This is a genomic window from Vibrio sp. 1069 (assembly GCF_033340555.1).
Window position 1 is genome coordinate 24007 of sequence record NZ_JAWOWP010000025.1, and the last position, 23507, is coordinate 47513.

A 23507-nucleotide genomic window follows, 5' to 3' on the forward strand; every position below is an offset into this window, starting at 1 on the left:
ATGAAGAAAAGATTAATGGCCAGTCTTAATCATGCTTGTTTATCCAATCAACCTTTAGACCTTTGGCTAACTTAACAGTTTATTAACATAGAATTTTACCCCTTTGTTCGCTGCAAAAGCCCATAGCATGGGGATTCTTCATTTTTAACACCCCGACTAAAGTTGAAAAGAGTTATTGCCAACACCTTGCTAATGTACATGTTGAAACATTTCATTAACAACAATACCAATCGTAAGGAGACGGCAATGGCATTTGAAAGCGAAGAAAGAGCCAAAGCCTATTGGGACAAAAACGTGAAGCTCATGATCGGCCTAATGGTCATCTGGTTCGTCGTGTCTTTCGGCTGCGGCATTTTATTTGTCGACGTACTAAATCAATTTCAACTAGGCGGTTACAAACTCGGTTTCTGGTTTGCTCAACAAGGCTCCATCTATGCCTTCCTAGGAATTATTTTCTATTACGCATGGAAGATGCGCCAAATTGACCGTGAATTCGGCGTGGACGAATAAGGAGTCACTCAGATGGATTTGAAAACTATTACCTACCTGGTCGTTGGCGCCACGTTCATCCTGTACATCGGGATTGCTATTTGGGCTCGCGCCGGCTCAACCAAAGAGTTTTATGTTGCTGGTGGCGGTGTAAACCCGATTGCAAACGGTATGGCAACCGCAGCCGATTGGATGTCCGCAGCGTCGTTTATCTCAATGGCAGGCTTAATTGCCTTCATGGGCTATGGCGGCTCAGTATTTCTAATGGGTTGGACTGGTGGTTACGTTCTGCTTGCGCTGTTGCTAGCGCCTTACCTACGCAAATTTGGTAAGTTTACGGTGCCAGAGTTCGTTGGTGAACGCTTTTACTCCAACACGGCACGTATCGTAGCGGTTGTTTGTCTTATCATCGCATCAGTGACTTATGTTATCGGTCAGATGAAAGGCGTGGGCGTTGCGTTTGGTCGCTTCTTAGAAGTGGATTACTCCACCGGCCTATTAATTGGTATGTGTATCGTTTTCATGTACGCGGTTCTTGGCGGCATGAAAGGCATCACTTACACGCAGATTGCTCAATATTGCGTACTCATTCTTGCTTACACTATCCCTGCAATCTTTATCTCTCTGCAACTCACTGGTAACCCAATCCCACAAATTGGTCTGGGGAGTACCATGGCTGGTACCGATGTCTATCTACTCGATCGGCTTGACCAAGTGGTGACCGAACTCGGATTCAGTGAATACACGACCCAAGTACGTGGCGACACACTTAATATGTTTGTCTACACCATGTCACTGATGATTGGTACAGCCGGTCTACCACACGTAATTATCCGTTTCTTTACCGTGCCGAAGGTTCGCGACGCACGTACATCAGCAGGCTGGGCTCTGATCTTCATCGCAATCCTTTACACTACTGCACCAGCGGTATCAGCGATGGCTCGCCTCAACCTAATGAATACGGTAAATCCAGCTCCGGGTCAGCACCTAGCGTATGACGAGCGTCCTGCGTGGTTCAAAAACTGGGAAACAACTGGACTACTCGGTTTTGACGATAAAAATGGCGATGGCAATATCCAATACACTTCAGATGCGTCCACCAACGAACTGCGCGTTGATAACGACATCATGGTATTGGCTAACCCAGAGATCGCTAAACTGCCAAACTGGGTGATTGCACTTGTGGCAGCAGGTGGTCTTGCAGCTGCACTATCTACCGCAGCAGGTTTACTACTCGCCATTTCTTCAGCTATTTCCCATGACTTAATCAAAGGGGTTATCAATCCGAACATATCCGAGAAAAAAGAGCTACTTGCTAGTCGAATATCAATGGCAGTAGCGATAGCAGCCGCAGGCTATCTCGGTTTAAATCCGCCTGGATTTGCCGCAGGTACGGTAGCACTCGCCTTTGGTCTTGCCGCTTCATCCATCTTCCCTGCATTGATGATGGGCATCTTCAGCAAGAGCATCAACAAAGAAGGCGCAATCGCCGGTATGATTGCAGGTATCAGTATTACGCTGTTCTACGTATTCCAACACAAAGGCATTCTTTTCGTCGCTGATTGGAAATATCTAGAAAGCTGGGGAACAAACTGGTTCCTGGGTATTGAGCCAAACGCGTTTGGTGCTATCGGCGCACTATTTAACTTCATTGTTGCATTCGCTGTATCCAAAGTAACAGCAGAAACGCCACAAGAAGTAAAAGACCTAGTCGAACACGTTCGCGTACCAGTAGGTGCTGGTAGTGCAGTGGATCACTAAAAACTAATCAAAACCACAAAAGCCCCGTTTGGAACCAGCCGTCCGGGGCTTTTTTATTCTCACTTTTCAGTTACCATATTCGCAGTATGTCGTTGCAAGGAAGCCAAGATGTTCAAAAACAAGCACTTTATTCTCGCTCTACTGATTGCGCCAGTTCTCTCTTTGATCGCTTACTTCGGTACCGATATGGCCCTCAGCGAGAAACCCCACGCGGCGCAAGAAGGGGAAACTTACAAACTCGCGAGTAAGTCTAATTGTCGTTACACCAGTGGTCTGTGTGATATGGAAAATGGCGATTTTAAAGTGAAATTTCGCTCTGAAAAACTCACTAAAAATAACTTAGAATTGTCACTCAACGCCGCTTACCCACTTGAAGGGGTTAAAGTTTCTATTGTGAGTGACAAAGAGAAAAACGCTCAACCGATTGATATGAAGCCCGCCGATCAAGCAGGCCAAAGCTGGTACATCACCTTACCAAAGCCTGCATCTGCAGAAAGCTGGTTAAGAGTCGTCATTCAATCAGGCGGCACACTATATTATGGTGAAACACAAACCGCATTTGTGAAGTACGAAACCTTATTTACTGAATAACGGCGACAAGCTAATTCACCGGTATTCAAACGACAGTGACTTAGTTTCACTCAGCATAAATGAATTCCTACTCAGCCGACGCCTTTGCGTCGGCTTTTGTTTCCGTAAGTCTTTCTTCAACAACCTCTTACTCTAAAAAGGGTTGCCAACTCACAATTTAATTGATAATAATTATCATTACATTTAATGAGAGGTGGTTATGGACAACAAACGGGACATCTTTAACGCATTTTTTAAAGCCCAAGATAGATTCCTTCTCGCCGCACCACATGGCTTTGAGCCAGACGTGATTCATGACTATATTCATTGGGGAATGGTGTTGTCTTCCTGTTATGAACACGATGCCGATGAAGAAAATCTATTGTTGTGTGAGCTGTTTTTACGTCAGGTTTATTTCCATTTACTAGACGCAATTCAAGACTCAACTCGCAGTCGTATCTTCCGTCGTGTCTGTCTCGATTCTATCCATACGCCATTATTTTGCCTCAAACGCTATTACTACCAGTTTGAACAAGGCGACGTGAAATTTCTCGCACTACAACAACAATTACGCCTGATTCAAATCTCACTCGATTAACCAAAAGGATCCCTACCATGAGCACCGAATTCCGCATAGAAACTGACAGTATGGGCGAAGTAACGGTCCCTGCAGATGCTCTCTACCAAGCCCAGACTCAACGCGCCGTCGATAACTTCTCATTCAGTCAACATAAAATGCCATCTGGTTTTATCAAAGCGTTAGCACACATCAAGCAGACTGCGGCACTCACCAACGCACAGCTAGGGCTGCTTGAAGGAGATATTGCCAACGCGATTGCTGACGCAGCTCAAGCAATTATCGAAGGCAATCATATTGAGCAATTCCCAATTGACGTGTTCCAAACAGGATCAGGCACTAGCTCAAATATGAATGCGAATGAAGTAATTGCAACACTGGCCTCCCAGCATCTAGGCGGCACTGTCAGCCCTAATGATCACGTCAACATGGGACAAAGCAGCAACGATGTGGTACCGACGGCCATTCAAGTTAGCGCAGCATTAGCCATTGAAAAACAGCTCTTCCCGGCCCTGTCACACCTAAGCCAAACACTAGAGTCTAAGCAACAAGCATTGAAAGATGTTGTAAAAACCGGTCGCACCCACTTAATGGATGCGATGCCAATTACCTTTGCTCAAGAACTTGGCGGTTGGCAGTTCCAAATCGAGCACGCAAAACAAGCGATTGAACAAGCACTTCCTGCTGTAAAAGCCTTAGCCCAAGGTGGTACGGCAGTTGGAACGGGGATCAATGCCGATCCACGCTTTGCAGACTTATTCGCTAGCAACCTAACCCAGTCAACTCGTATTCAGTTCATGGCCAGTGATAACTTCTTTTTCAATTTAAGCAGTCAAGATGCGATCGTCGCTCTGTCGGGACAGCTCAAAACAGCAGCAGTTGCGATCATGAAGATCGCAAATGATCTTCGTTGGATGAATTCAGGTCCATTGGCTGGTTTAGGTGAGATTGAATTACAAGGCTTGCAACCGGGTTCTTCCATCATGCCTGGCAAAGTAAATCCTGTGATCCCAGAAGCCGCAGCTATGGCATCAGCGCAAGTCATTGGTAATGACACCACCATTACCGTCGCAGGCCAAGCGGGCAACTTCCAGCTTAACGTCATGCTGCCAGTTATTGCTCATAACGTATTGGAGAGCATCGAGTTACTCTCTAACAGCGCAACCGCTTTAGCTGACAAAGCCATTGCGACGTTTGAAGTTCGCCAAGATAACTTGGATGTAGCACTCGCCAAAAACCCTATTTTGGTCACGGCTCTCAACCCGGTCATTGGTTACCTAAAAGCGGCAGAAGTCGCGAAAAAAGCCTACAAACAGGGACGCGCGATTATTGATGTCGCGGAAGAAGAAACTGATTTGGATAGAGCCACACTAGAGCGATTGCTTAATCCAGCCAAACTGACTCAAGGCGGCGTCGCAGAATAAGCGGCAAACTCAGCCTATCAACTAAGATTACAAACATCGAGACCTCCATTCGGAGGTCTCTTTTTATAGCGATTTTTCAAACACTCCAATCCTAAGCGACTCGATTGAGCACCGAACGCAGCTTAAGCGGCTTAACTGGCTTAGCAATAAAGCTGAACCCATTTGCTTTGATGCCATCAAGCATATCATCGGTACGATCTGCACTGATGATGACGCCTTCAAAGCTGTGGCCTAATCTTAGGCGGCATTGCTGTAGCACTTCTAAACCAGTACGACCATCATCAAGTCGGTAATCGGAGAAAATTACATCCGGAATCCAACCATCCTCAAGCGCTTGTAGACTTTCAACTAAATCAATCGCAACTCGTGTATCGCAGCCCCATCGGGAAAGTAAGTTTTCCATGCCGACTAGAATGTCAGGCTCATTATCGACACATAGGATTCTCAGATGACCAAGTTCAGATTGCTTACTCATTGCCACGTGAACTGGATGAGGCTGAACATGATCAGCTTTATCTAGGGTGATGGAAAAAACACTGCCTTTTCCAACCCAAGAGCGCATCGAAATTTCATGCCCAAGTACCTGAGCAATTCCTTTCGAAATCGCCAAACCAAGTCCGAGGCCTTGGTCGGAACGAACTTGAGTTCCGCGATTAAACTCTTCAAAAATCTCTTGCTGCTTCTCTTCTTCAATCCCCACTCCATTATCCCATACATCAATACGCACTCGCCCTTTCACGCGGCGAACACCGAGTGCGACTTTGCCATTCGGGTTATAACGAAACGCATTGGTCAGGAAGTTTTGCACCACACGGCGCAGCAGTTTGGGATCCGACTTAACCATGAGTGAGGACGGAATCATCGTGAACTCTATACCTTGCTGTTTGGCTAACGCACTAAACTCAGCATTCAAATTCGATAACACATCATTTAACGCAAAGCCATGCACGTTGACTTCCAACTTGCCCGATTCCAAACGCGAGATATCCAGCAAATCTCCAATTAAGTCTTCGGCAGCCTCTAAAGCACTTTCAATGTGTGCTGACAGCTTTTTGGCTTCGCTGTCTTTGGCGACTTCCGATAGTGAAGAAGCGAATAGACGCGCCGCGTTGAGCGGTTGCATCAAGTCATGGCTTACTGCCGCCAAGAACCGTGATTTGGACTTCGATTCCAAATCCGAGCGCTGCGTCGCTTCCACCAGTTGCTTGTTAAGTTGTTCTAATTCTCGAGTCCGCAGACGTACCCTTTCTTCCAATGTCTCGTTGGCGTCTTTCAGTGCTTGCTCTGCATCACGGAATACGGTGATGTCGGTAAAGCTCATCACAAAGCCACCACCTGGCATTGGGTTACCTTGCACCTCTATCACGCGACCATCGGGACGAACCCGAGAAGAGGTGTGCCGAGTCCCTTGCTCAAGGTGATAAACACGGCGACGGACGTGGTCATCAGGGTCACCAGGGCCACACAACCCCTGCTCTGCATTGTGCCGAATCACATCCGCAATCGGTCGACCTACTTGAATCAGGCCTGGCGGAAATTCAAAGAGTTCTAAATAGCGTTGGTTCCACGCTACCAAGCGTAGTTGCTTATCGACGACCGCAATACCTTGTCCAATATGCTCAATCGCGCCTTGGAGTAAACCCCGACTAAAATCGTACAGTTCAGAGGCTTCATCAACGATAGTCGCCACCTCTTCAAGCTGCATGTTTCTTCCTTGCAGAGCGGAAGTAAGCACTAACTTAGCAGAAGATGCACCAAATACCCCTGCCAGCACACGCTCCGTATGCCGAATCAGAGAAGATGGCGCTTGCTGATTCGGCATTAACTCTTCTCGTTGTTGGCTCCAGTAGGCTTGAAACGCCGCTTTAACTCGCGTTCGTCCTACAAATCTGGACGCTAGCATTTCCAGTTCTGCAACCGTAACGCGGCTCTGGTACAGACTCATATTTTCGCTTTCAGGCAACGGTGTACCAACGAATGATGCCGATTGTAAGCGCTCACTTAGGCTTGGTCGGGTAGCCATAGAAACCACAACAAAACACACTGCATTAGCGACCACGCTGAGGATCATCCCCCAATCTGAAATCGCGATATCAAAGCTAGCCAATACCTCTGGTGGCGTAATCAACCAGATCAGGAAGTTATTACTGGCGTCTCCGGCAAGCATGTCTGTTTGGCTCATTAACGTAATCAACCAGGTAGCAAAACCCACCGCGAGGCCAACATACACACCTTTCTTATTCCCTTGACGCCAATACATACCGCCAACCAGCGCAGGAGCGAATTGCGTGATAGCCGCGAACGAGAGAAAGCCGATAGCAGAAAGTGAATGAATAGTGTCCAACGCTTGATAGAAACACCACGCGCCAATCAACAAAACTAATATCAAACCACGGCGGATCCGCAGTAATAATTCAGAAAAATGGTGATGGTTACGCTGCGTCAGTCGCATGCGACGCAATAGCAATGGCATAACCAAGTCATTCGAGACCATGATCGCTAAGGCAATCGTCGATACGATAACCATGCCACTTGCCGCTGAAGTACCGCCTAAAAACGCAAGCAAGGCGATTTCACTCGCCCCTACCGACATCGGCACACTGATGACATAAGTATCAGGCGAAGCGCCACTCAAGAGACCTTGCCCTACCCACGCAATAGGTAAGACAAAAATCCCCATTAAGATCAGATAAATGGGGAACAACCAACGAGCCACATGCAAATCTTGAGCACGTTCATTTTCTACCACCATCGTATGGAATTGTCGCGGAAGGCAAACTATCGCCAGCATGGTCAGTACAGTATGAATCAATATAGTCGGGATATTTGGTGACTGATACGTCTGTGCGGCAACATCAATTAAGCTCAAATTCTCGGAGTTCATCGCCAACCAAACAATGAAGACACCAACCACTAAAAAAGCCAGCAGTTTGATAATGGATTCGAAGGCAATTGCCATCATCATCCCACGATGGTGTTCCGTGTTATCAATGTGGCGGGTACCGAATAGCATCGTAAAAATCGCCAATGCGACCACAACAAACCACGACACGCTATCGTTTTGATAACCAAAATCAGTAGCCAGCTCCGGAGCAATAATTTCAAGCCCCATAGTGATACCACGCAGCTGTAAAGCGATGTACGGCAAAATTCCCGCAACCGCTATGAGCGTAACAACCACGGCCAAACCTTGGGATTTACCGTAGCGTGCTCCGATAAAGTCAGCAATCGACGTGATGTGTTCCCGTTTAGCAATCAAAATAAGCCGAGCTAAAACGCGCCATCCGATGGTAAACACTAAAATGGGGGCAATATAGATGGGCAAGAAAGACCAAGGATTACTGCTGGCCTGCCCGACCGTGCCGTAGAAGGTCCATGATGTACAGTACACCGCAATGGAAAGACTATAAATCCAAGGCCGCCAGCGCGCTAGCCACCTTTTCTGAATGTCGCCGTACCACGCGATGATAAATAAAGCTCCCAAATACGCTAAAGAAACGGGAACCACCAGCCATCCTTGCATCCGATATCCTTTCTTGCCTTTCTTGCTACTTTTAAAGCAAGAGAATAAAAAAACCTCTCCATGAGGGAGAGGTTTCATTTAACACCGCTTTGATAACGGAGACAAAGCTTAGTTTTTAACCTTTGTTACATAAGTCTAATTCTGTGTTTCAAGTGGCTTGTCTGATACATCAACCACCTGATGTGGGTCTTGTGAATCAAGCTTGATGAACAGAGCCAATAACCCCATCGCGGCCATGCCCCAGAACACAAGCGGTCCCCAGTGCTCATAACCCCAACCACTCAATACGGTCATTAACGCGATAAATGCGCCCAACGGAATCGCGTTATACAACGCTTGCAACGCTACGATCTTATTTTCTTCGGAGTTTTGGATATATTGGATCGCGGCAATGTGTGCGGTAGCGAAAGTCACACCATGTAGTAGTTGAACAATCACCAAAGCAATAATCGATGTTGTCGACGCCGTAATACCCCAACGCATCATTACACCAACGGCAGCAGCAATAAACAGCGCGCGTATTGACCAACCTACGAATAAGCGCTTACTCAGTGCAAACACTGCCACTTCTGCGGCCACTCCTAAGCTCCACAAGTAGCCAATGACATCTTCCGAGTGACCAGCGGCCTTCCAGTGAATCGCACTAAAGCCGTAGTAAGCCGCATGACTGCCCTGAATTAGTGACACCAACACTAAGAATTTTAGTATCGGCTTGTCGGTCAAAAGAGCGGTCAGCTTTGGACGTTCTGCGCTTTGCCCACCGTGCGTTACAGGCATTGGGTTAGTCGGTCGCATAGCAAACAGCAACGAGATAAACACGCCGAACATCGCAGTATACAAGATCATATCGGAGCCAAATTCAGCCACCAGGTAGCCCACTGCCGTCGAGCCTGCGATAAAGGCGATCGAACCCCATAGCCGCGTGCGGCCATAATCGAGCATTTTCAGGCGAGCGTAGTAATTTGCCATCGCGTCCGACAACGGAATAATCGGTCCACAACAAAGATTGAACAACACTGTCGCTAGTGCCATTAACCAAAAGCTACCACCCGTAAAAAAGTGAAATCCAACAAAAAGGAGGGCAGCGAAACTCAACCAACGTAAAGCAGGCATAAGATGTTCGACTTTGTGTACTCGTGGGGTGATCACGATATTGGCAACACAACGTGTCGCAAGGCCTAACCCGACCAGCAAACCGATATCTGTCGAAGATACGCCCTGATCCTTAAACCAAAGTGACCAAAATGGCAGATACACGCCATACGCAAAGAAGAATCCGAGAAAGTACTGGGAAATCCAGCCATACGGAGAAGGTTTCAACATTACTAATATCCTAAAACGGGAACACCAACGTTCGAGCCGGGAATTATGGATCGCCATGCGTATTATAAAAAGGGAAGAATAAGAAACTTATCGTTTCCTCGATGGAATACTAACTTTGCGACATTTGGCATCTTCAAGCGAAAACATCGTAATTTAGACCAAAGTCGTCTGGCTTCCGGTAAGAAATTTGTCAGACTTAGAGAGTGTTCCTTCCATCATTATTGGGTGTTCTCATGCCTGACAAATTTAACATGCAGTCTCCACCGTTCGATCGCTTAACTGAAGCACAACAAACGCGACTGCGATCCTCTCTGGACGTCGCCTACTATCGAGCTCGAGATGTTATTTTATCCTGCGGACAGAAGAACCCCCACTTACATATTCTGATCAAAGGCGCGGTAGAAGAGCGCTCCAACGATCAACAGGAAGTGTTCGCACATTATGCCAACGACGATATGTTCGATGTACGCTCGTTACTTGAAGACAAGGTACGTCATCACTACATCGCGCTTGAGGACACGCTCTCTTACCTACTGCCGAAAGAAATTTTCCTTGCCCTTTACAACGAAAATGGCCAGTTTGCAGCCTATTTCGATAACAATTTATCGAAACGGCAAGAGCTCATCGAAGCGGCCCATCAACAGCAAAACTTAGCGGAGTTTATTCTCACTAAAGTTGACCGCAGCATTTATCACCCACCGATGATCCTTGAACCAAATACACCAATTAACGAGGTAACACGTTCCTTAAAAGAAAATGGGATTGACGCTGCATTGGTTCAACTCCATGGCGATGATCCACGATTGGAAAAATGGCCATCAGCCCACCCGTACGCAATAGTGACTCGTACTAATATGCTGCATTCTGTGATGATAGATGGTTGCGCGCTCGACACACCAGTGGGTGAGATCGCGAGCTTTCCTGTTTATCACGTTGATGATGGAGACTTTCTATTCAACGCCATGATCACAATGACCAGAAATAGAATGAAACGCCTCATGGTATGTGAAGGCAACAGAGCTGTCGGCATGCTGGATATGACCCAAATTCTCAGCGCATTCTCAACCCACTCTCACGTGTTAACGCTCAGTATTGCTCGAGCAAGCAGCGTGGAAGAGCTCGCTTTGGCCTCAAACCGCCAACGTCAATTGGTCGAGAGCTTATTGAAAAACGGCATCCGCACTCGCTTCATCATGGAGCTTATCTCAGCCGTAAACGAACAAATTATCGAGAAAGCGTTCGAGTTAGTGATACCACCAGCCTTGCACGACCATTGTTGCTTGATCGTACTCGGCTCTGAAGGCCGAGGAGAGCAAATTCTCAAAACTGATCAAGACAATGCCCTGATTATTCAAGATGGTCTGGAATGGCCTCATTGCGAACAAGTGATGCAATCCTTCACACACACCCTACAACAGCTCGGTTATCCACTTTGCCTTGGCAAAGTGATGGTTAACAACCCGAAGTGGGTCAAAACACAGCAAGAATGGATAAGCACCCTAAACCACTGGATAGCTAAAGCCGAACCAGAACAAATCATGGACTTAGCCATTTTCAGTGACGCCCATGCTGTTGCTGGGAATTGCGAGCTGCTGGCTCCAATTGCGGCGCATCTTCGTGACACAATGAAAGATCGCATGTTGATATTGTCTGATTTTACTCGCCCTGCCTTGCAGTTTTCTGTGCCCCTAACTCTATTTGGCAACGTAAAAAGTGCTAAAGACGGATTGGACATTAAACGCGGCGGTATTTTCCCAATTGTACACGGCATTCGCACCTTGTCTTTGGAATATGCCATTGAGAAGAAGAACACGTTTGAGCGCATTGAAGCTCTGAGAAATAAGCGCATCTTAGAATCCGAAACGGCAGATAATCTCAACGAAGCACTGAAATTGTTCTTTAAACTTCGCCTCAATCAGCAACTCAAAAAGCAAGAAGCGTTGAATAACATTGATATTAAACAACTGGATAGAACTGAGCGTGATTTGCTTCGCCACAGCTTACATGTGGTGAAGAAATTTAAGCAATTTTTAGGCTTCCATTATCAAATTCGTGATTAACCCTGATTTTCATAAATCACAGAGGCGTAAGCAATGAACTGGTTACAACGCAAATACTGGCATTACAAATTGAAAGGCTCGCCTTATCAGTCGCTGTTTTGCACGCCAGATAAAACAGAATACGTCTCTCTTGACTGCGAAACCACCAGCCTTGACCCAAATCGCGCCGAGCTGGTGACTATTGCAGCCACCAAGATCATCGACAACCGCATCATCACCAGTCAACCATTTGAAGTCCGCTTACGCGCGCCGCAATCGCTCGACTCTGGCTCGGTCAAGATCCATCGAATTCGCCACCAAGACTTAGTCGATGGCATCAGTGAAAAAGAGGCGCTGCTCGAGCTGCTCGAATTTATCGGCAACCGACCACTTGTGGGCTATCACATTCGTTACGATAAAAAGATCTTAGACCTTGCTTGTCTGAGGCAACTTGGCTTCCCACTTCCTAACCCACTCATCGAGGTCAGTCAGATTTATCACGATAAGTTGGAACGACATTTGCCGAATGCCTATTTCGACTTAAGTCTGGATGCCATTTGTAAACACCTCGAACTTCCTATCCAAGACAAACACGACGCCTTGCAAGACGCGATTTCTGCCGCTTTGGTCTTTGTCCGCTTAACGAAAGGCGATTTACCCAACCTAACCGCACCGTATACATAAAAATCAGTTGACCTAGCTCCCAGAAATACTTTTGTTTCAGCGATTTCCCGGCGCTTCTATCACTCTCATCCTAAAGTCTAATTGTGGAAATACGCGCGGTGACTGACAGTTATAAGCACAACGTCGTCATTACCACGACCAAGTTATTTAGAACCAAAAAACAGCCCTACAAAAATATATTCAAAATCTTATCTAGATTGGTGTAAGGCCGAGAAATAAGGCACAAGGAGAGAAGCCATGAGCGAAGCCCACGTTTATCCGGTAAAAGAAAATATTAAAACTCATACACACGCGGATAATGATACTTACTTAGCCATGTATCAGCAGTCGGTAACCGATCCAGAGGGCTTCTGGAACGAACACGGCAAAATCGTTGATTGGATCAAACCTTTCACCAAAGTAAAAAGCACTTCTTTCGACACTGGCCATGTTGATATTCGCTGGTTTGAAGATGGCACACTGAACGTCTCGGCTAACTGTATTGACCGTCATCTTGCAGAACACGGGGATGACGTCGCCATCATTTGGGAAGGCGATGATCCAGCCGACGACAAAACACTCACTTTCAACGAACTGCACAAAGAAGTGTGTAAATTCTCCAACGCATTGAAAGAGCAAGGCGTACGCAAGGGCGACGTGGTGTGTCTATACATGCCAATGGTGCCAGAAGCTGCAGTGGCTATGCTCGCTTGTACCCGTATTGGTGCGGTTCACACCGTAGTATTTGGCGGTTTCTCACCAGAAGCGCTATCCGGCCGTATCATCGACTCTGACGCTAAAGTCGTGATCACCGCAGACGAAGGCGTACGTGGCGGACGCGCTGTTCCACTGAAAAAGAACGTGGATGAAGCACTAACCAACCCAGACGTAAAAACCATCAATAAAGTCGTCGTGCTTAAACGTACAGGTGGTGATGTTGAATGGCATGAACACCGTGATGTTTGGTGGCACGAAGCAACAGCCAACGTTTCTGACGTTTGCCCACCAGAAGAGATGAAAGCCGAAGACCCGCTGTTCATCCTCTACACATCTGGCTCGACAGGTAAACCTAAAGGCGTACTACATACTACAGGCGGTTACCTCGTCTACGCGGCAATGACCTTTAAATATGTCTTCGATTATCAACCAGGAGAAACCTTCTGGTGTACCGCGGATGTGGGCTGGATTACAGGCCATACTTACCTAATTTATGGTCCACTAGCGAACGGGGCCAAAACCATTCTGTTTGAAGGTGTTCCAAACTACCCAAGCACGGCTCGTATGAGTGAAGTGGTTGATAAGCACCAAGTGAACATTCTCTACACTGCGCCAACCGCTATTCGTGCACTAATGGCAAAAGGTAACGAAGCGGTAGCAGGGACATCTCGTTCAAGCTTACGTGTGATGGGTTCAGTAGGTGAGCCTATCAACCCTGAAGCGTGGGAGTGGTACTACAAAACGATTGGTAACGAGAGCTCGCCTATCGTTGATACTTGGTGGCAAACAGAGACCGGCGGTATCTTAATTGCACCACTACCAGGCGCAACAGATTTAAAACCAGGCTCAGCAACTCGACCATTCTTCGGAGTCCAACCTGCACTGGTTGATAACATGGGCAACATCATTGAAGAAACCGCAGCAGAAGGTAACTTGGTGATCCTTGATTCATGGCCAGGTCAGATGCGTACTGTTTATGGCGACCACGAGCGCTTTGAACAGACCTACTTCTCAACCTTTAAGGGAATGTACTTTACTAGTGATGGGGCTCGTCGTGACGAAGACGGTTACTACTGGATCACGGGCCGTGTTGATGACGTACTAAACGTGTCGGGTCACCGCATGGGTACCGCTGAAATAGAATCGGCTCTTGTCGCACATCATAAAATTGCTGAGGCCGCTATTGTGGGCATTCCGCATGATATCAAAGGCCAAGCTATCTACGCTTACATTACCTTGAACGATGGTGAATTCCCGTCAGCAGAGCTACACAAAGAAGTGAAAGATTGGGTGCGTAAAGAAATTGGTCCAATTGCAACACCAGATGTACTGCACTGGACGGATTCCTTACCGAAGACTCGTTCTGGTAAGATCATGCGTCGAATCCTGCGTAAAATTGCAACGGGTGATACTAGCAACCTCGGAGACACATCAACGCTTGCCGATCCGAGCGTTGTAGATAAACTTATCGCAGAGAAAGCAGAATTGGCATAAATTCAACCAACTGTTTTAAAAGCACTTTAAAAACCGCCATCACTCATGGCGGTTTTTTGCTTTAGTGCACAAATTGGCCACACAAAAAATATGGCAATTATGTTGTTTTTGTTAACTTGGTTACAGAAACGAGAGTGGCTATTAGGAGATTAGACCAGTAAATTGCTGCTAATTGCTATGAATTAGCTATAATCTTGGTCGATTTTTTAAAATTTGCTCGGTTTTAACAAAAAAATCGTGCTGAACTATCGTATATTTGGGAATATAAACGTTCCACTCACGATAAGGGAAGATAGCAACACAATGTCTGCAAAGTCACGGATTCTTGTTCTAAACGGACCAAATCTTAATCTATTGGGTCTGCGCGAACCGACACACTATGGTCACAGTACCTTAGCTCAAGTTGTGGATACTCTTACAGAGCAAGCCCATAACGCTGGGGTAGAACTGGAACACCTACAATCAAATCGTGAGTACGAACTGATTGAAGCCATTCACGCTGCCTATGGCAAGATTGACTTCATCATCATCAATCCAGCGGCTTTCACTCATACTAGTGTGGCGCTGCGAGATGCATTACTTGGCGTCGCCATCCCATTTATTGAGGTGCACTTATCAAATGTGCACGCACGTGAACCATTCCGTCATCACTCTTACCTGTCAGATAAAGCAGAGGGTGTGATTTGCGGTTTAGGCGCACAAGGTTATGAATTTGCTCTGTCTGCAGCGATCAATAAGCTACAGGCAAAGTAACCCTAACACTCTGCAACCCTACGAGGGTTGTCTTAATCACAAGATAAAAGAGAAAGAAAAGATGGATATTCGTAAAATCAAGAAGCTAATTGAGTTAGTTGAAGAGTCTGGCATTGCTGAGCTAGAGATCTCTGAAGGTGAAGAGTCAGTGCGCATCAGCCGTCATGGCACTGCAGCCCCTCAAGCACCAATTCACTACGCAGCAGCTCCAGCGGCGGCACCTGCTCCAGTAGCAGCGGCACCAGTAGCGGAAGCGCCAGCAGCAGAAGTTCCAGCAGCAACACCTGCAGGTCACCAAGTTCTTTCTCCAATGGTTGGTACTTTCTACCGCTCTCCAAGCCCAGACTCTAAAGCATTCGTAGAAGTGGGTCAGAAAGTAAATGCTGGCGATACTCTATGTATTGTTGAAGCAATGAAAATGATGAACCAAATCGAAGCGGACAAATCTGGCGTTGTTACAGCAATCCTAGCTGAAGACGGCCAACCAGTTGAATTCGACCAACCTCTTGTTGTAATCGAATAAGCGGGGCTTGCCTTATGCTAGACAAAGTAGTCATCGCGAACCGAGGTGAAATTGCACTTCGTATTCTTCGCGCTTGTAAAGAATTAGGTATTAAGACCGTCGCTGTTCACTCGACAGCTGACCGCGATCTTAAGCACGTACTGCTCGCAGACGAAACCGTATGTATCGGCCCTGCTCGTGGTATCGACAGCTACCTAAACATTCCACGCATCATTTCTGCAGCAGAAGTGACTGGTGCTGTTGCTATCCACCCAGGTTACGGCTTCCTGTCTGAGAACGCAGACTTCGCAGAGCAAGTTGAGCGCAGTGGTTTCATCTTCGTTGGCCCAAAGGCAGACACTATCCGCCTAATGGGCGATAAAGTATCTGCTATCAATGCAATGAAGAAAGCAGGCGTTCCTTGTGTACCGGGTTCTGACGGCCCTCTAGACAATGACGAAGAGAAAAACAAAGCATTTGCTAAGCGCATTGGTTACCCAGTAATCATCAAAGCATCTGGCGGCGGCGGCGGTCGTGGTATGCGTGTTGTTCGCGCAGAGAAAGACCTTATCCAAGCTATTGCAATGACACGTGCTGAAGCAAAAGCGGCGTTCAACAATGACATGGTTTACATGGAGAAATTCCTAGAAAACCCTCGTCACGTTGAAGTTCAGGTTATTGCTGACGGTCAAGGCGGCGCAATCCACCTTGGTGAGCGTGACTGTTCAATGCAACGTCGTCACCAAAAAGTAGTGGAAGAAGCTCCAGCACCTGGTATCACCGAAGAAATGCGTAAGTACATCGGTGAACGCTGTACTCGTGCATGTATCGAGATCGGTTACCGCGGCGCAGGTACGTTTGAATTCCTATACGAGAACGGTGAGTTCTACTTCATCGAAATGAACACTCGTATTCAGGTAGAGCACCCAGTAACAGAGATGGTTACTGGCATCGACCTAATCAAAGAACAGCTTCGCGTTGCAGCGGGTCAGCCTCTGTCATTCACTCAAGATGATATTAAGATCCGTGGCCATGCGATTGAGTGTCGTATCAACGCAGAAGACCCTGAGCGCTTCCTACCATCTCCGGGTAAGATCGAGCGTTTCCACGCTCCTGGCGGTATGGGTGTACGTTGGGAATCTCATATCTACACAGGCTACACAGTACCACCTCATTACGATTCAATGATTGGTAAACTGATCACTTACGGTGAGAACCGTGATGTAGCGATTGCACGTATGAAGAACGCACTGGGTGAGATGATCATCGAAGGCATCAAAACTAACGTGCCACTGCAATTCTCCATTATGAATGACGAAAACTTCCAACACGGTGGTGCAAACATCCACTACCTAGAGAAGAAGCTTGGCTTACAATAAACCTAAGCAAACGTCTTAAAAAATGCCCACTCCCGTGGGCATTTTTGTTTTATATGTACGCGAACGGCTCAACATATAAATCGGCTTATTTGGGTATATACTCAAACAAATCGTAGAGTTCTGGTAAACTCTGCGCCACTTCATTCACTTTAAGAGCAAAAACCAATGCCTTGGATTCAAATCAAACTCAACGCGACCAATGAAAACGCTGAGCAAATCGGCGATATGCTAATGGAAGAGACTGGCGCGCTGTCTGTTACATTCTTAGACGCGCAGGATACACCTGTATTCGAACCTCTACCTGGCGAAACTCGCTTATGGGGCGATACTGATATTCTGGCACTGTATGATGCAGAAGCAGACACTAACTTCATCATCGACCAAATTAAAGCGAGCAATATGCTGGCTGACAATTTTGCTTACAAAGTAGAACAGCTTGAAGATAAAGACTGGGAACGCGAATGGATGGAAAACTTCCACCCAATGAAATTTGGTGAACGCTTATGGATTTGTCCAAGCTGGCGCGACATTCCAGATCCTGACGCTGTTAATGTTATGTTGGATCCAGGCCTTGCATTCGGTACGGGTACTCACCCTACAACAGCACTTTGTCTTGAGTGGCTAGAAAGCATGGACTTAAGCGGTAAGACCGTTATCGACTTCGGTTGTGGCTCAGGTATTCTTGCGATCGCAGCGATCAAACTGGGCGCTGAAAAAGTGATAGGGATCGACATTGATCCTCAAGCCCTGCTTGCTTCAAAAGACAATGCTGAGCGTAATGGCGTTGCAGACAAACTAGAAGTTTACTTACCGCAAAATCAACCTGAAGGTCTCGTCGCTGACGTCGTTGTGGCCAACATCCTTGCGGGACCTTTACGTGAACTTGCACCTATCATCAAAGGACTAGTTAAGCCAAATGGCGACCTCGCTATGTCCGGCGTATTAGACACTCAAGCTGAAGATGTTGCGAACTATTACCGTGACGAGCTTCACATTGACCCGATTGTTGAGCAAAGTGAATGGTGTCGCATCTCTGGTCGTAAGCAAGGCTAGACAAGGTTTTCAGAGCTAATTGTTTGAAATTCATACAATTTACAAAAACAATTTGTAAATGCTCAAATATTAGTCTTTTCACGCAGTGAAAAAATGCGTAAAATGCGCGCCCTTGCTGGTACAGAACTGTGATGACGTTTTGAAAATCGGAAACTATCAACTTAAGAACAATCTAATCGTAGCCCCTATGGCTGGTGTAACGGATAGACCGTTTCGCGAGTTGTGTCTTCGCTATGGTGCGGGAATGGCCGTCAGTGAAATGATGTCTGCTAACCCAAAACTATGGGGAACGTCAAAGTCGAAACAGCGCATGGTACACGAGGGCGAATCGGGCATTCGCTCTGTACAGATTGCGGGTTCCGATCCACAGCTTATGGCGGACGCAGCTCAATTCAGTGTTGAGAACGGTGCACAAATCATCGACATCAACATGGGCTGCCCGGCAAAAAAAGTGAATAAGAAGCTAGCGGGCTCTGCTCTGCTTCAATACCCAAACATTATCGAAGAGATTTTGAAAGCGGTCGTGAATGCAGTGGACGTTCCTGTAACGTTAAAGACTCGAACTGGCTGGGATACAGACAACAAGAACTGTGTCCAGATCGCTAAATTAGCCGAAAACTGCGGCATACAAGCTCTTGCTCTGCATGGCAGAACGAAAGCATGTATGTACAAAGGTGAGGCCGAATATGACAGCATTAAAGCGGTAAAAGAGGCGATTTCAATTCCGGTTATCGCGAACGGTGATATCGATAGCCCGGAGAAAGCCAAATTTGTACTGGAGTACACCGGTGCGGACGCTTTAATGATTGGACGCCCTGCCCAGGGTCGTCCTTGGATTTTCCAGGAAATCCATCACTATTTGGAAAACGGCACCACAATGGAGGAGCTTCCAACTGAGGAAGTGAAAACCATTATGCTTGGTCATGTAAATGCTCTGCATGAGTTTTATGGGGAGTTCTTAGGTCCACGTATCGCGCGCAAGCACGTTGGGTGGTACCTGAAAGAGCATGAACAGGCAAGTGAGTTTCGCCGTACCTTCAACGCTATCGACGCAGCTCCGCTGCAAATTGAGGCGTTAGAAGGTTATTTTGATAACGTTGCATCATAATTAAGAGAAGAGCTAGACCGAATATGTTCGAACAAAATCTGACTTCAGAAGCATTAACAGTAACTACAGTAACGTCACAAGACCAGATTACTCAGAAGCCTTTACGTGACTCTGTTAAAGCGTCTCTTAAAAACTACCTTGCTCAACTAAACGGCCAGGAAGTAACAGAACTATACGAATTAGTTCTAGCTGAAGTTGAACAGCCACTACTAGATACTATCATGCAGTACACTCGCGGTAACCAAACTCGCGCAGCAACTATGATGGGTATCAACCGCGGTACTCTTCGCAAGAAACTTAAGAAATACGGCATGAACTAAGACCGTTTTTCAAAAAGTATTTGGAACAAGCCGTTACCTTTTTAGGTAACGGCTTTTCTTTATCTACTAAAACACTACGAATAACGCTCACTTTGTGCAGTATTACCAACTGGCTTTAAGATAACCACTGCTGAGCCAAACAATAGGAAAGCCACGAAAGCGACCCATTCATTGCCTACAGAATACGCGAAGCCCGCCAAGGCAGACCAAATCGCGACACCAAAGTGCATCATACTCATTCCAAAAGACATTAACACACCTCGATATTCATCAGATAAGCTTGCGATATGTGCTTGTAATGCCGGAGAACCAACCCCTCCAGCAAGAGACCAGAGCACTAGAGCTGGAAGATAAGCGGTCACCGTACTCATCTCATTTGAGAACACCCATGCACTGCAAGGTATGCACACCATTAAAGCCACTCGCATAACGGCTCGAGAGCTACCAAGCCAGCGAGAAGCTCTCGCCACGCACATATTTCCAACCACACTCACGATCCCTAGAGCTGCATAAATAGCGCCCACCCAACCGAGCGCCAAATCGCTGGTATCTCGAATATGGAGGCCTATCAGGTTAAATACACCAATACCTCCCCCTAGGCCTAAACACATCGCTAGAATCGCTCTCAACGCGCCTGGAAGATGAATGACGTCTGCGATAGGTGGCAGAGTATCTGACTTCTTGGACTCATTATGCTTGTTGTTCATGAACACTACGCTCATGGCACTGACAAGAAGAGCCGCAACGCCCAAAATAATAAAAGCGGCACGCCATGATAAAAGCTGGGTCAACAATGCTCCGATCGCCGGGCTGGTTATCATACCTAGCGTTAATCCCGCCTGAACCATCACAATTTGACGCATCGCTCTATTACCCTTCGCGTCTCCCGCTAACGCGAATGCAATTGGCAACATGCCTGCACTTGCAATACCAGTGATCACTCGAGTTGCAATAGCAAGTTCAAAATCATGAACTATGCCCGTCGTAATAGACGCAACCCCAAATACAAAGCAAGCAGGCACCATGATACGAATACGCCCAACTCGGTCTGATAAACGGCCCAAGTAAGGAGCGCAAATTGCTATGGCTAAACTATATGCCGTAATAAATAAGGTAACCTGACTCGGTTGAACACTTAAATCATTTCCGATGGGTTCAAGAATAGATCCAAGCATCAACTCATCAGCACCAACAAGAAAAGCAACGAGAAATAGGATCATGGACCGCATCATAGCTCCACCTCCTGTTCTGTCTCCGATTCAGCACAAGTGAGCAACGAAATATCTAAAACTCTATCAGGCCAAGATTGCAAAAATGCCTTCTCATGAGATACCACAATCACGCTACCGGAAAAGCGCTGGAGAGCCTCTTTAAGCGCATTTTTACTGCTGCTATCCAAATGTGTTGTTGGTTCGTCCAACAGCAAAACATTGCATTTCTGAACCGATAAACAACACAGTTTCACCCGAGTTTGCTCACCACCGCTCAATGTATCTAAGTGGCGCTGCGTCTTATCCCCCGAGATCCCAAAGCGAGCTAATAGCTTGCGTGACTCTTTGCTTGAGATTGTTGGCGCACAAGAGCACAGCTCCTGTTCAGGCGTGTTCTGAGGATGGCGCCAAGACAAATCTTGAGAAAAATAACCAATCATTGCACCTTTTGCCAATACCACCTCACCAGAGAGTGGCTCGATCTCCCCCATCAGGGTTTTAAGTAAGGTCGACTTACCTACGCCGTTAAAGCCAGCAACAACCAACTTTTCCCCGCGCGCTAACGTGATATCAAATACTGGAAGCAGAGGCTGCTGATAACCGATCATCAACGCTTTTGCGTCAATCACATTCGGTTGCCCAATGGGCTGGTAAGCAAAGTCAAACATCGATACTTTCTCTACATTATTCAGTTGAATACGTTCGATTTTATCCAGTTTTTTCTTACGCCCTTTAGCAAGACTCGCGTTAACTCCAGCGCCATTTTTGGCAATAAATTGCTCTAACTTTCGAATTTCATTTTGCTGAGCCTTATATTGCTTTTCTATCAAAGCACCATCGTGATGCTTTTGCTGCATTGCTTTGACATAAGTGCCGCTGTATTTTCGAACCGTTTGATAATCAATATCACAAATACTGGTCGCTACTTGATTAAGGAAATCAACATCATGAGAAACCAGTAAAACTGTGCCAATGTAATCATTGAGAAACGTGACTAGCCATTCAATGTGCGGAGCATCAAGATAGTTTGTCGGCTCATCAAGAATTAACACATCGGGGTTGCGAAGTAACAACCTGCCTAAAAGGACTTTGTGTCTTTGACCGCCACTTAGCGAGACAAGCGGTGTATCTAAGCCAAATTGATAAATGCCAAGACCTACAGCAACTTGTTCAATTTTGGTATTAATTGCATAGAAGTTTTCATCTTCTAAATATGCCTGTAGCCGAGCGACTTGGCTTAAAAGAGATGTAGAGTGAGACTCGGTCATCGCATGATACAAAGTCCAAAGCTTTTGCTCTGCAGCGTATAAACTCTCAAAAGAGCCCTTTAAACACTCATGAACTGTCAGCACATTATCGATCTTAAAATGTTGTTCTAAATACCCCACCTCAAGGTTTGGTAACCATTCAATGCAGCCCTTATCTGCAGATAATTCACCGAAAAGCAGTTTCAATAAGGTGCTTTTTCCAACACCATTCGCTCCGGTGATACCTATTTTCTCTCCCACGTTAATACGAAAGGTCACGTTGTTGTATAACGTCTTATCAGCTATCTGATAAGACAAATTTTTAACTTGTAAAATACTCATGTTTTCAACCAAATAAAAAAGGGCCGGTGATCAATACCGGCCCTTATTTCAATACTGGGTAATGCTTTGTAGCTGCTTAACAGATACAAAAAGGCCGATGATGAAATATCACCAGCCATCTCTTCTCTTTTATCAGGTGTACAAGCTCCTGCGTATAACTTCAGCGAAGCTACCCACACATAAAACACCTGATGAAGATTAATTTAAGACTCCGAGCAACACTTCATCGCGTTTTTTGCACGGAGTTCAGCCTTCTTACAAAGCTTTTAAACAAGAGATATAACATGATTTACTGTCGAAAAAATATTCGATGTGAAGCGTACACCTTTAGAATAAAAAGTACCAGATAATTGTTAAAACTATCGTAACTTACACGAAGGTCCACAAAAAGAAGACTTTTCCTCAGTCAATGTGCCAGGTGAACTGCTTACTCAGCAAACACAGCTATGAAAGCACCTATACCGCTCACGTTATACGTACGTAGTGGTGGCTTTGAAGGTTGGAGAGGGTTAGAGGGAGGAAGTAGCGAATATACTTTAAGACACTGGCTTAAATAGGTCGACAAAACAAAATCCATGTTTGGAAAGTTTTAAATGCGCTGAGTTTATATTAATAAGCGCCTATGGCTAAATCAAAACATCTAAAGCAGAGAAATCTCCCCCGAAAATAACATAACCTAGTGAATAAATTTTCCAGGTAATAATAAAGGAAGCTTTGGTAAGTAAGCACAAGGGCTGAGAACTAGCGCTCGATACTAGGACCCGGTTCAGTAGAAACCACACAAAACTGAGTTCCACTTCACTCATAACAGGGCTTAGAAAGCATCGCCAGAGGGAAGCCGGCCTCTCGATGCAAGGTTTCAATATGAAAGTGGGTTTAAGGTAAGTCGGGGAACCAAAACGAAAAAAGCCTCAGTCTTTCGACTGAGGCTTAATATAAGTGGCGGAGTGGACGGGACTCGAACCCGCGACCCCCGGCGTGACAGGCCGGTATTCTAACCAACTGAACTACC

18 protein-coding genes are annotated in these 23507 nt (G+C 46.3%); 14 read left to right on the forward strand and 4 right to left on the reverse strand.

Annotation, left to right across the window (positions count from 1 at the left end):
• Positions 1 to 246 precede the first annotated feature (246 nt).
• The 5 genes from R7040_RS22540 (at position 247) to R7040_RS22560 (ending at position 4821) form a co-directional block, all read left to right on the forward strand.
• On the forward strand, positions 247 to 510 hold the full coding sequence (locus R7040_RS22540) for a DUF4212 domain-containing protein (protein ID WP_005382373.1): 264 nt from the start codon (positions 247 to 249) through the stop codon (positions 508 to 510).
• Between the two features lie 12 nt (positions 511 to 522).
• Positions 523 to 2250, forward strand: coding sequence for a sodium:solute symporter family protein (locus R7040_RS22545; RefSeq protein WP_005382372.1), 1728 nt, complete (start codon positions 523 to 525; stop codon positions 2248 to 2250).
• A gap of 108 nt (positions 2251 to 2358) precedes the next feature.
• The gene (locus R7040_RS22550; RefSeq protein WP_005382371.1) at positions 2359 to 2841 is read left to right on the forward strand and encodes a hypothetical protein; all 483 of its coding nucleotides are present in this window, start codon (positions 2359 to 2361) and stop codon (positions 2839 to 2841) included.
• Between the two features lie 199 nt (positions 2842 to 3040).
• Positions 3041 to 3418 carry a hypothetical protein gene (locus tag R7040_RS22555; RefSeq protein WP_005382370.1) on the forward strand — a complete coding sequence of 126 codons (378 nt, stop codon included), beginning with the start codon at positions 3041 to 3043 and terminating at the stop codon, positions 3416 to 3418.
• A 17-nt stretch (positions 3419 to 3435) separates the two neighbouring features.
• Positions 3436 to 4821 (forward strand): class II fumarate hydratase, encoded by a 1386-nt coding sequence (locus R7040_RS22560; RefSeq protein ID WP_258469696.1) that lies wholly within the window; start codon positions 3436 to 3438, stop codon positions 4819 to 4821.
• 91 nt (positions 4822 to 4912) lie between these two features.
• Here R7040_RS22560 and R7040_RS22565 read toward each other — a convergent pair whose 3' ends face one another.
• Positions 4913 to 8344: a PAS-domain containing protein gene (locus R7040_RS22565; protein WP_054575307.1), complete on the reverse strand. Its 3432-nt coding sequence runs from the start codon at positions 8342 to 8344 to the stop codon at positions 4913 to 4915.
• A 135-nt stretch (positions 8345 to 8479) separates the two neighbouring features.
• Positions 8480 to 9667: a 3-phenylpropionate MFS transporter gene (locus R7040_RS22570; RefSeq protein ID WP_005382367.1), complete on the reverse strand. Its 1188-nt coding sequence runs from the start codon at positions 9665 to 9667 to the stop codon at positions 8480 to 8482.
• Between the two features lie 233 nt (positions 9668 to 9900).
• Here R7040_RS22570 and R7040_RS22575 point away from each other — a divergent pair, with 233 nt between their 5' ends.
• The 9 genes from R7040_RS22575 (at position 9901) to fis (ending at position 19695) form a co-directional block, all read left to right on the forward strand.
• The gene (locus R7040_RS22575; RefSeq protein WP_318081590.1) at positions 9901 to 11727 is read left to right on the forward strand and encodes a DUF294 nucleotidyltransferase-like domain-containing protein; all 1827 of its coding nucleotides are present in this window, start codon (positions 9901 to 9903) and stop codon (positions 11725 to 11727) included.
• A 33-nt stretch (positions 11728 to 11760) separates the two neighbouring features.
• Positions 11761 to 12390 carry a 3'-5' exonuclease gene (locus R7040_RS22580; RefSeq protein WP_064354387.1) on the forward strand — a complete coding sequence of 210 codons (630 nt, stop codon included), beginning with the start codon at positions 11761 to 11763 and terminating at the stop codon, positions 12388 to 12390.
• Positions 12391 to 12627: 237 nt separating this feature from the next.
• Positions 12628 to 14580, forward strand: a complete 1953-nt coding sequence (gene acs, locus R7040_RS22585; protein ID WP_005386359.1) for an acetate--CoA ligase — start codon at positions 12628 to 12630, stop codon at positions 14578 to 14580.
• A gap of 303 nt (positions 14581 to 14883) precedes the next feature.
• The gene (gene aroQ / locus R7040_RS22590; RefSeq protein ID WP_005382360.1) at positions 14884 to 15333 is read left to right on the forward strand and encodes a type II 3-dehydroquinate dehydratase; all 450 of its coding nucleotides are present in this window, start codon (positions 14884 to 14886) and stop codon (positions 15331 to 15333) included.
• Between the two features lie 61 nt (positions 15334 to 15394).
• Positions 15395 to 15856 carry an acetyl-CoA carboxylase biotin carboxyl carrier protein gene (gene accB / locus R7040_RS22595; protein ID WP_064354388.1) on the forward strand — a complete coding sequence of 154 codons (462 nt, stop codon included), beginning with the start codon at positions 15395 to 15397 and terminating at the stop codon, positions 15854 to 15856.
• Positions 15857 to 15870: 14 nt separating this feature from the next.
• The gene (gene accC, locus R7040_RS22600) at positions 15871 to 17214 is read left to right on the forward strand and encodes an acetyl-CoA carboxylase biotin carboxylase subunit (RefSeq protein WP_005382509.1); all 1344 of its coding nucleotides are present in this window, start codon (positions 15871 to 15873) and stop codon (positions 17212 to 17214) included.
• 165 nt (positions 17215 to 17379) lie between these two features.
• The gene (prmA, locus tag R7040_RS22605) at positions 17380 to 18267 is read left to right on the forward strand and encodes a 50S ribosomal protein L11 methyltransferase (RefSeq protein ID WP_005382507.1); all 888 of its coding nucleotides are present in this window, start codon (positions 17380 to 17382) and stop codon (positions 18265 to 18267) included.
• A gap of 139 nt (positions 18268 to 18406) precedes the next feature.
• Positions 18407 to 19375: a tRNA dihydrouridine synthase DusB gene (gene dusB, locus R7040_RS22610; protein WP_005382505.1), complete on the forward strand. Its 969-nt coding sequence runs from the start codon at positions 18407 to 18409 to the stop codon at positions 19373 to 19375.
• Between the two features lie 23 nt (positions 19376 to 19398).
• The gene (gene fis / locus R7040_RS22615) at positions 19399 to 19695 is read left to right on the forward strand and encodes a DNA-binding transcriptional regulator Fis (RefSeq protein WP_000462885.1); all 297 of its coding nucleotides are present in this window, start codon (positions 19399 to 19401) and stop codon (positions 19693 to 19695) included.
• Between the two features lie 74 nt (positions 19696 to 19769).
• Here fis and R7040_RS22620 read toward each other — a convergent pair whose 3' ends face one another.
• Together R7040_RS22620 and R7040_RS22625 are read right to left on the reverse strand one after the other, a co-directional pair.
• A complete protein-coding gene (locus R7040_RS22620) occupies positions 19770 to 20927 on the reverse strand; it encodes an MFS transporter (RefSeq protein WP_213964563.1) in 1158 nt (385 codons plus the stop codon).
• A complete protein-coding gene (locus R7040_RS22625) occupies positions 20924 to 22495 on the reverse strand; it encodes an ABC-F family ATP-binding cassette domain-containing protein (protein ID WP_213964564.1) in 1572 nt (523 codons plus the stop codon). Before R7040_RS22625 ends, R7040_RS22620 begins: the two co-directional genes overlap by 4 nt.
• Positions 22496 to 23507: the final 1012 nt, after the last annotated feature.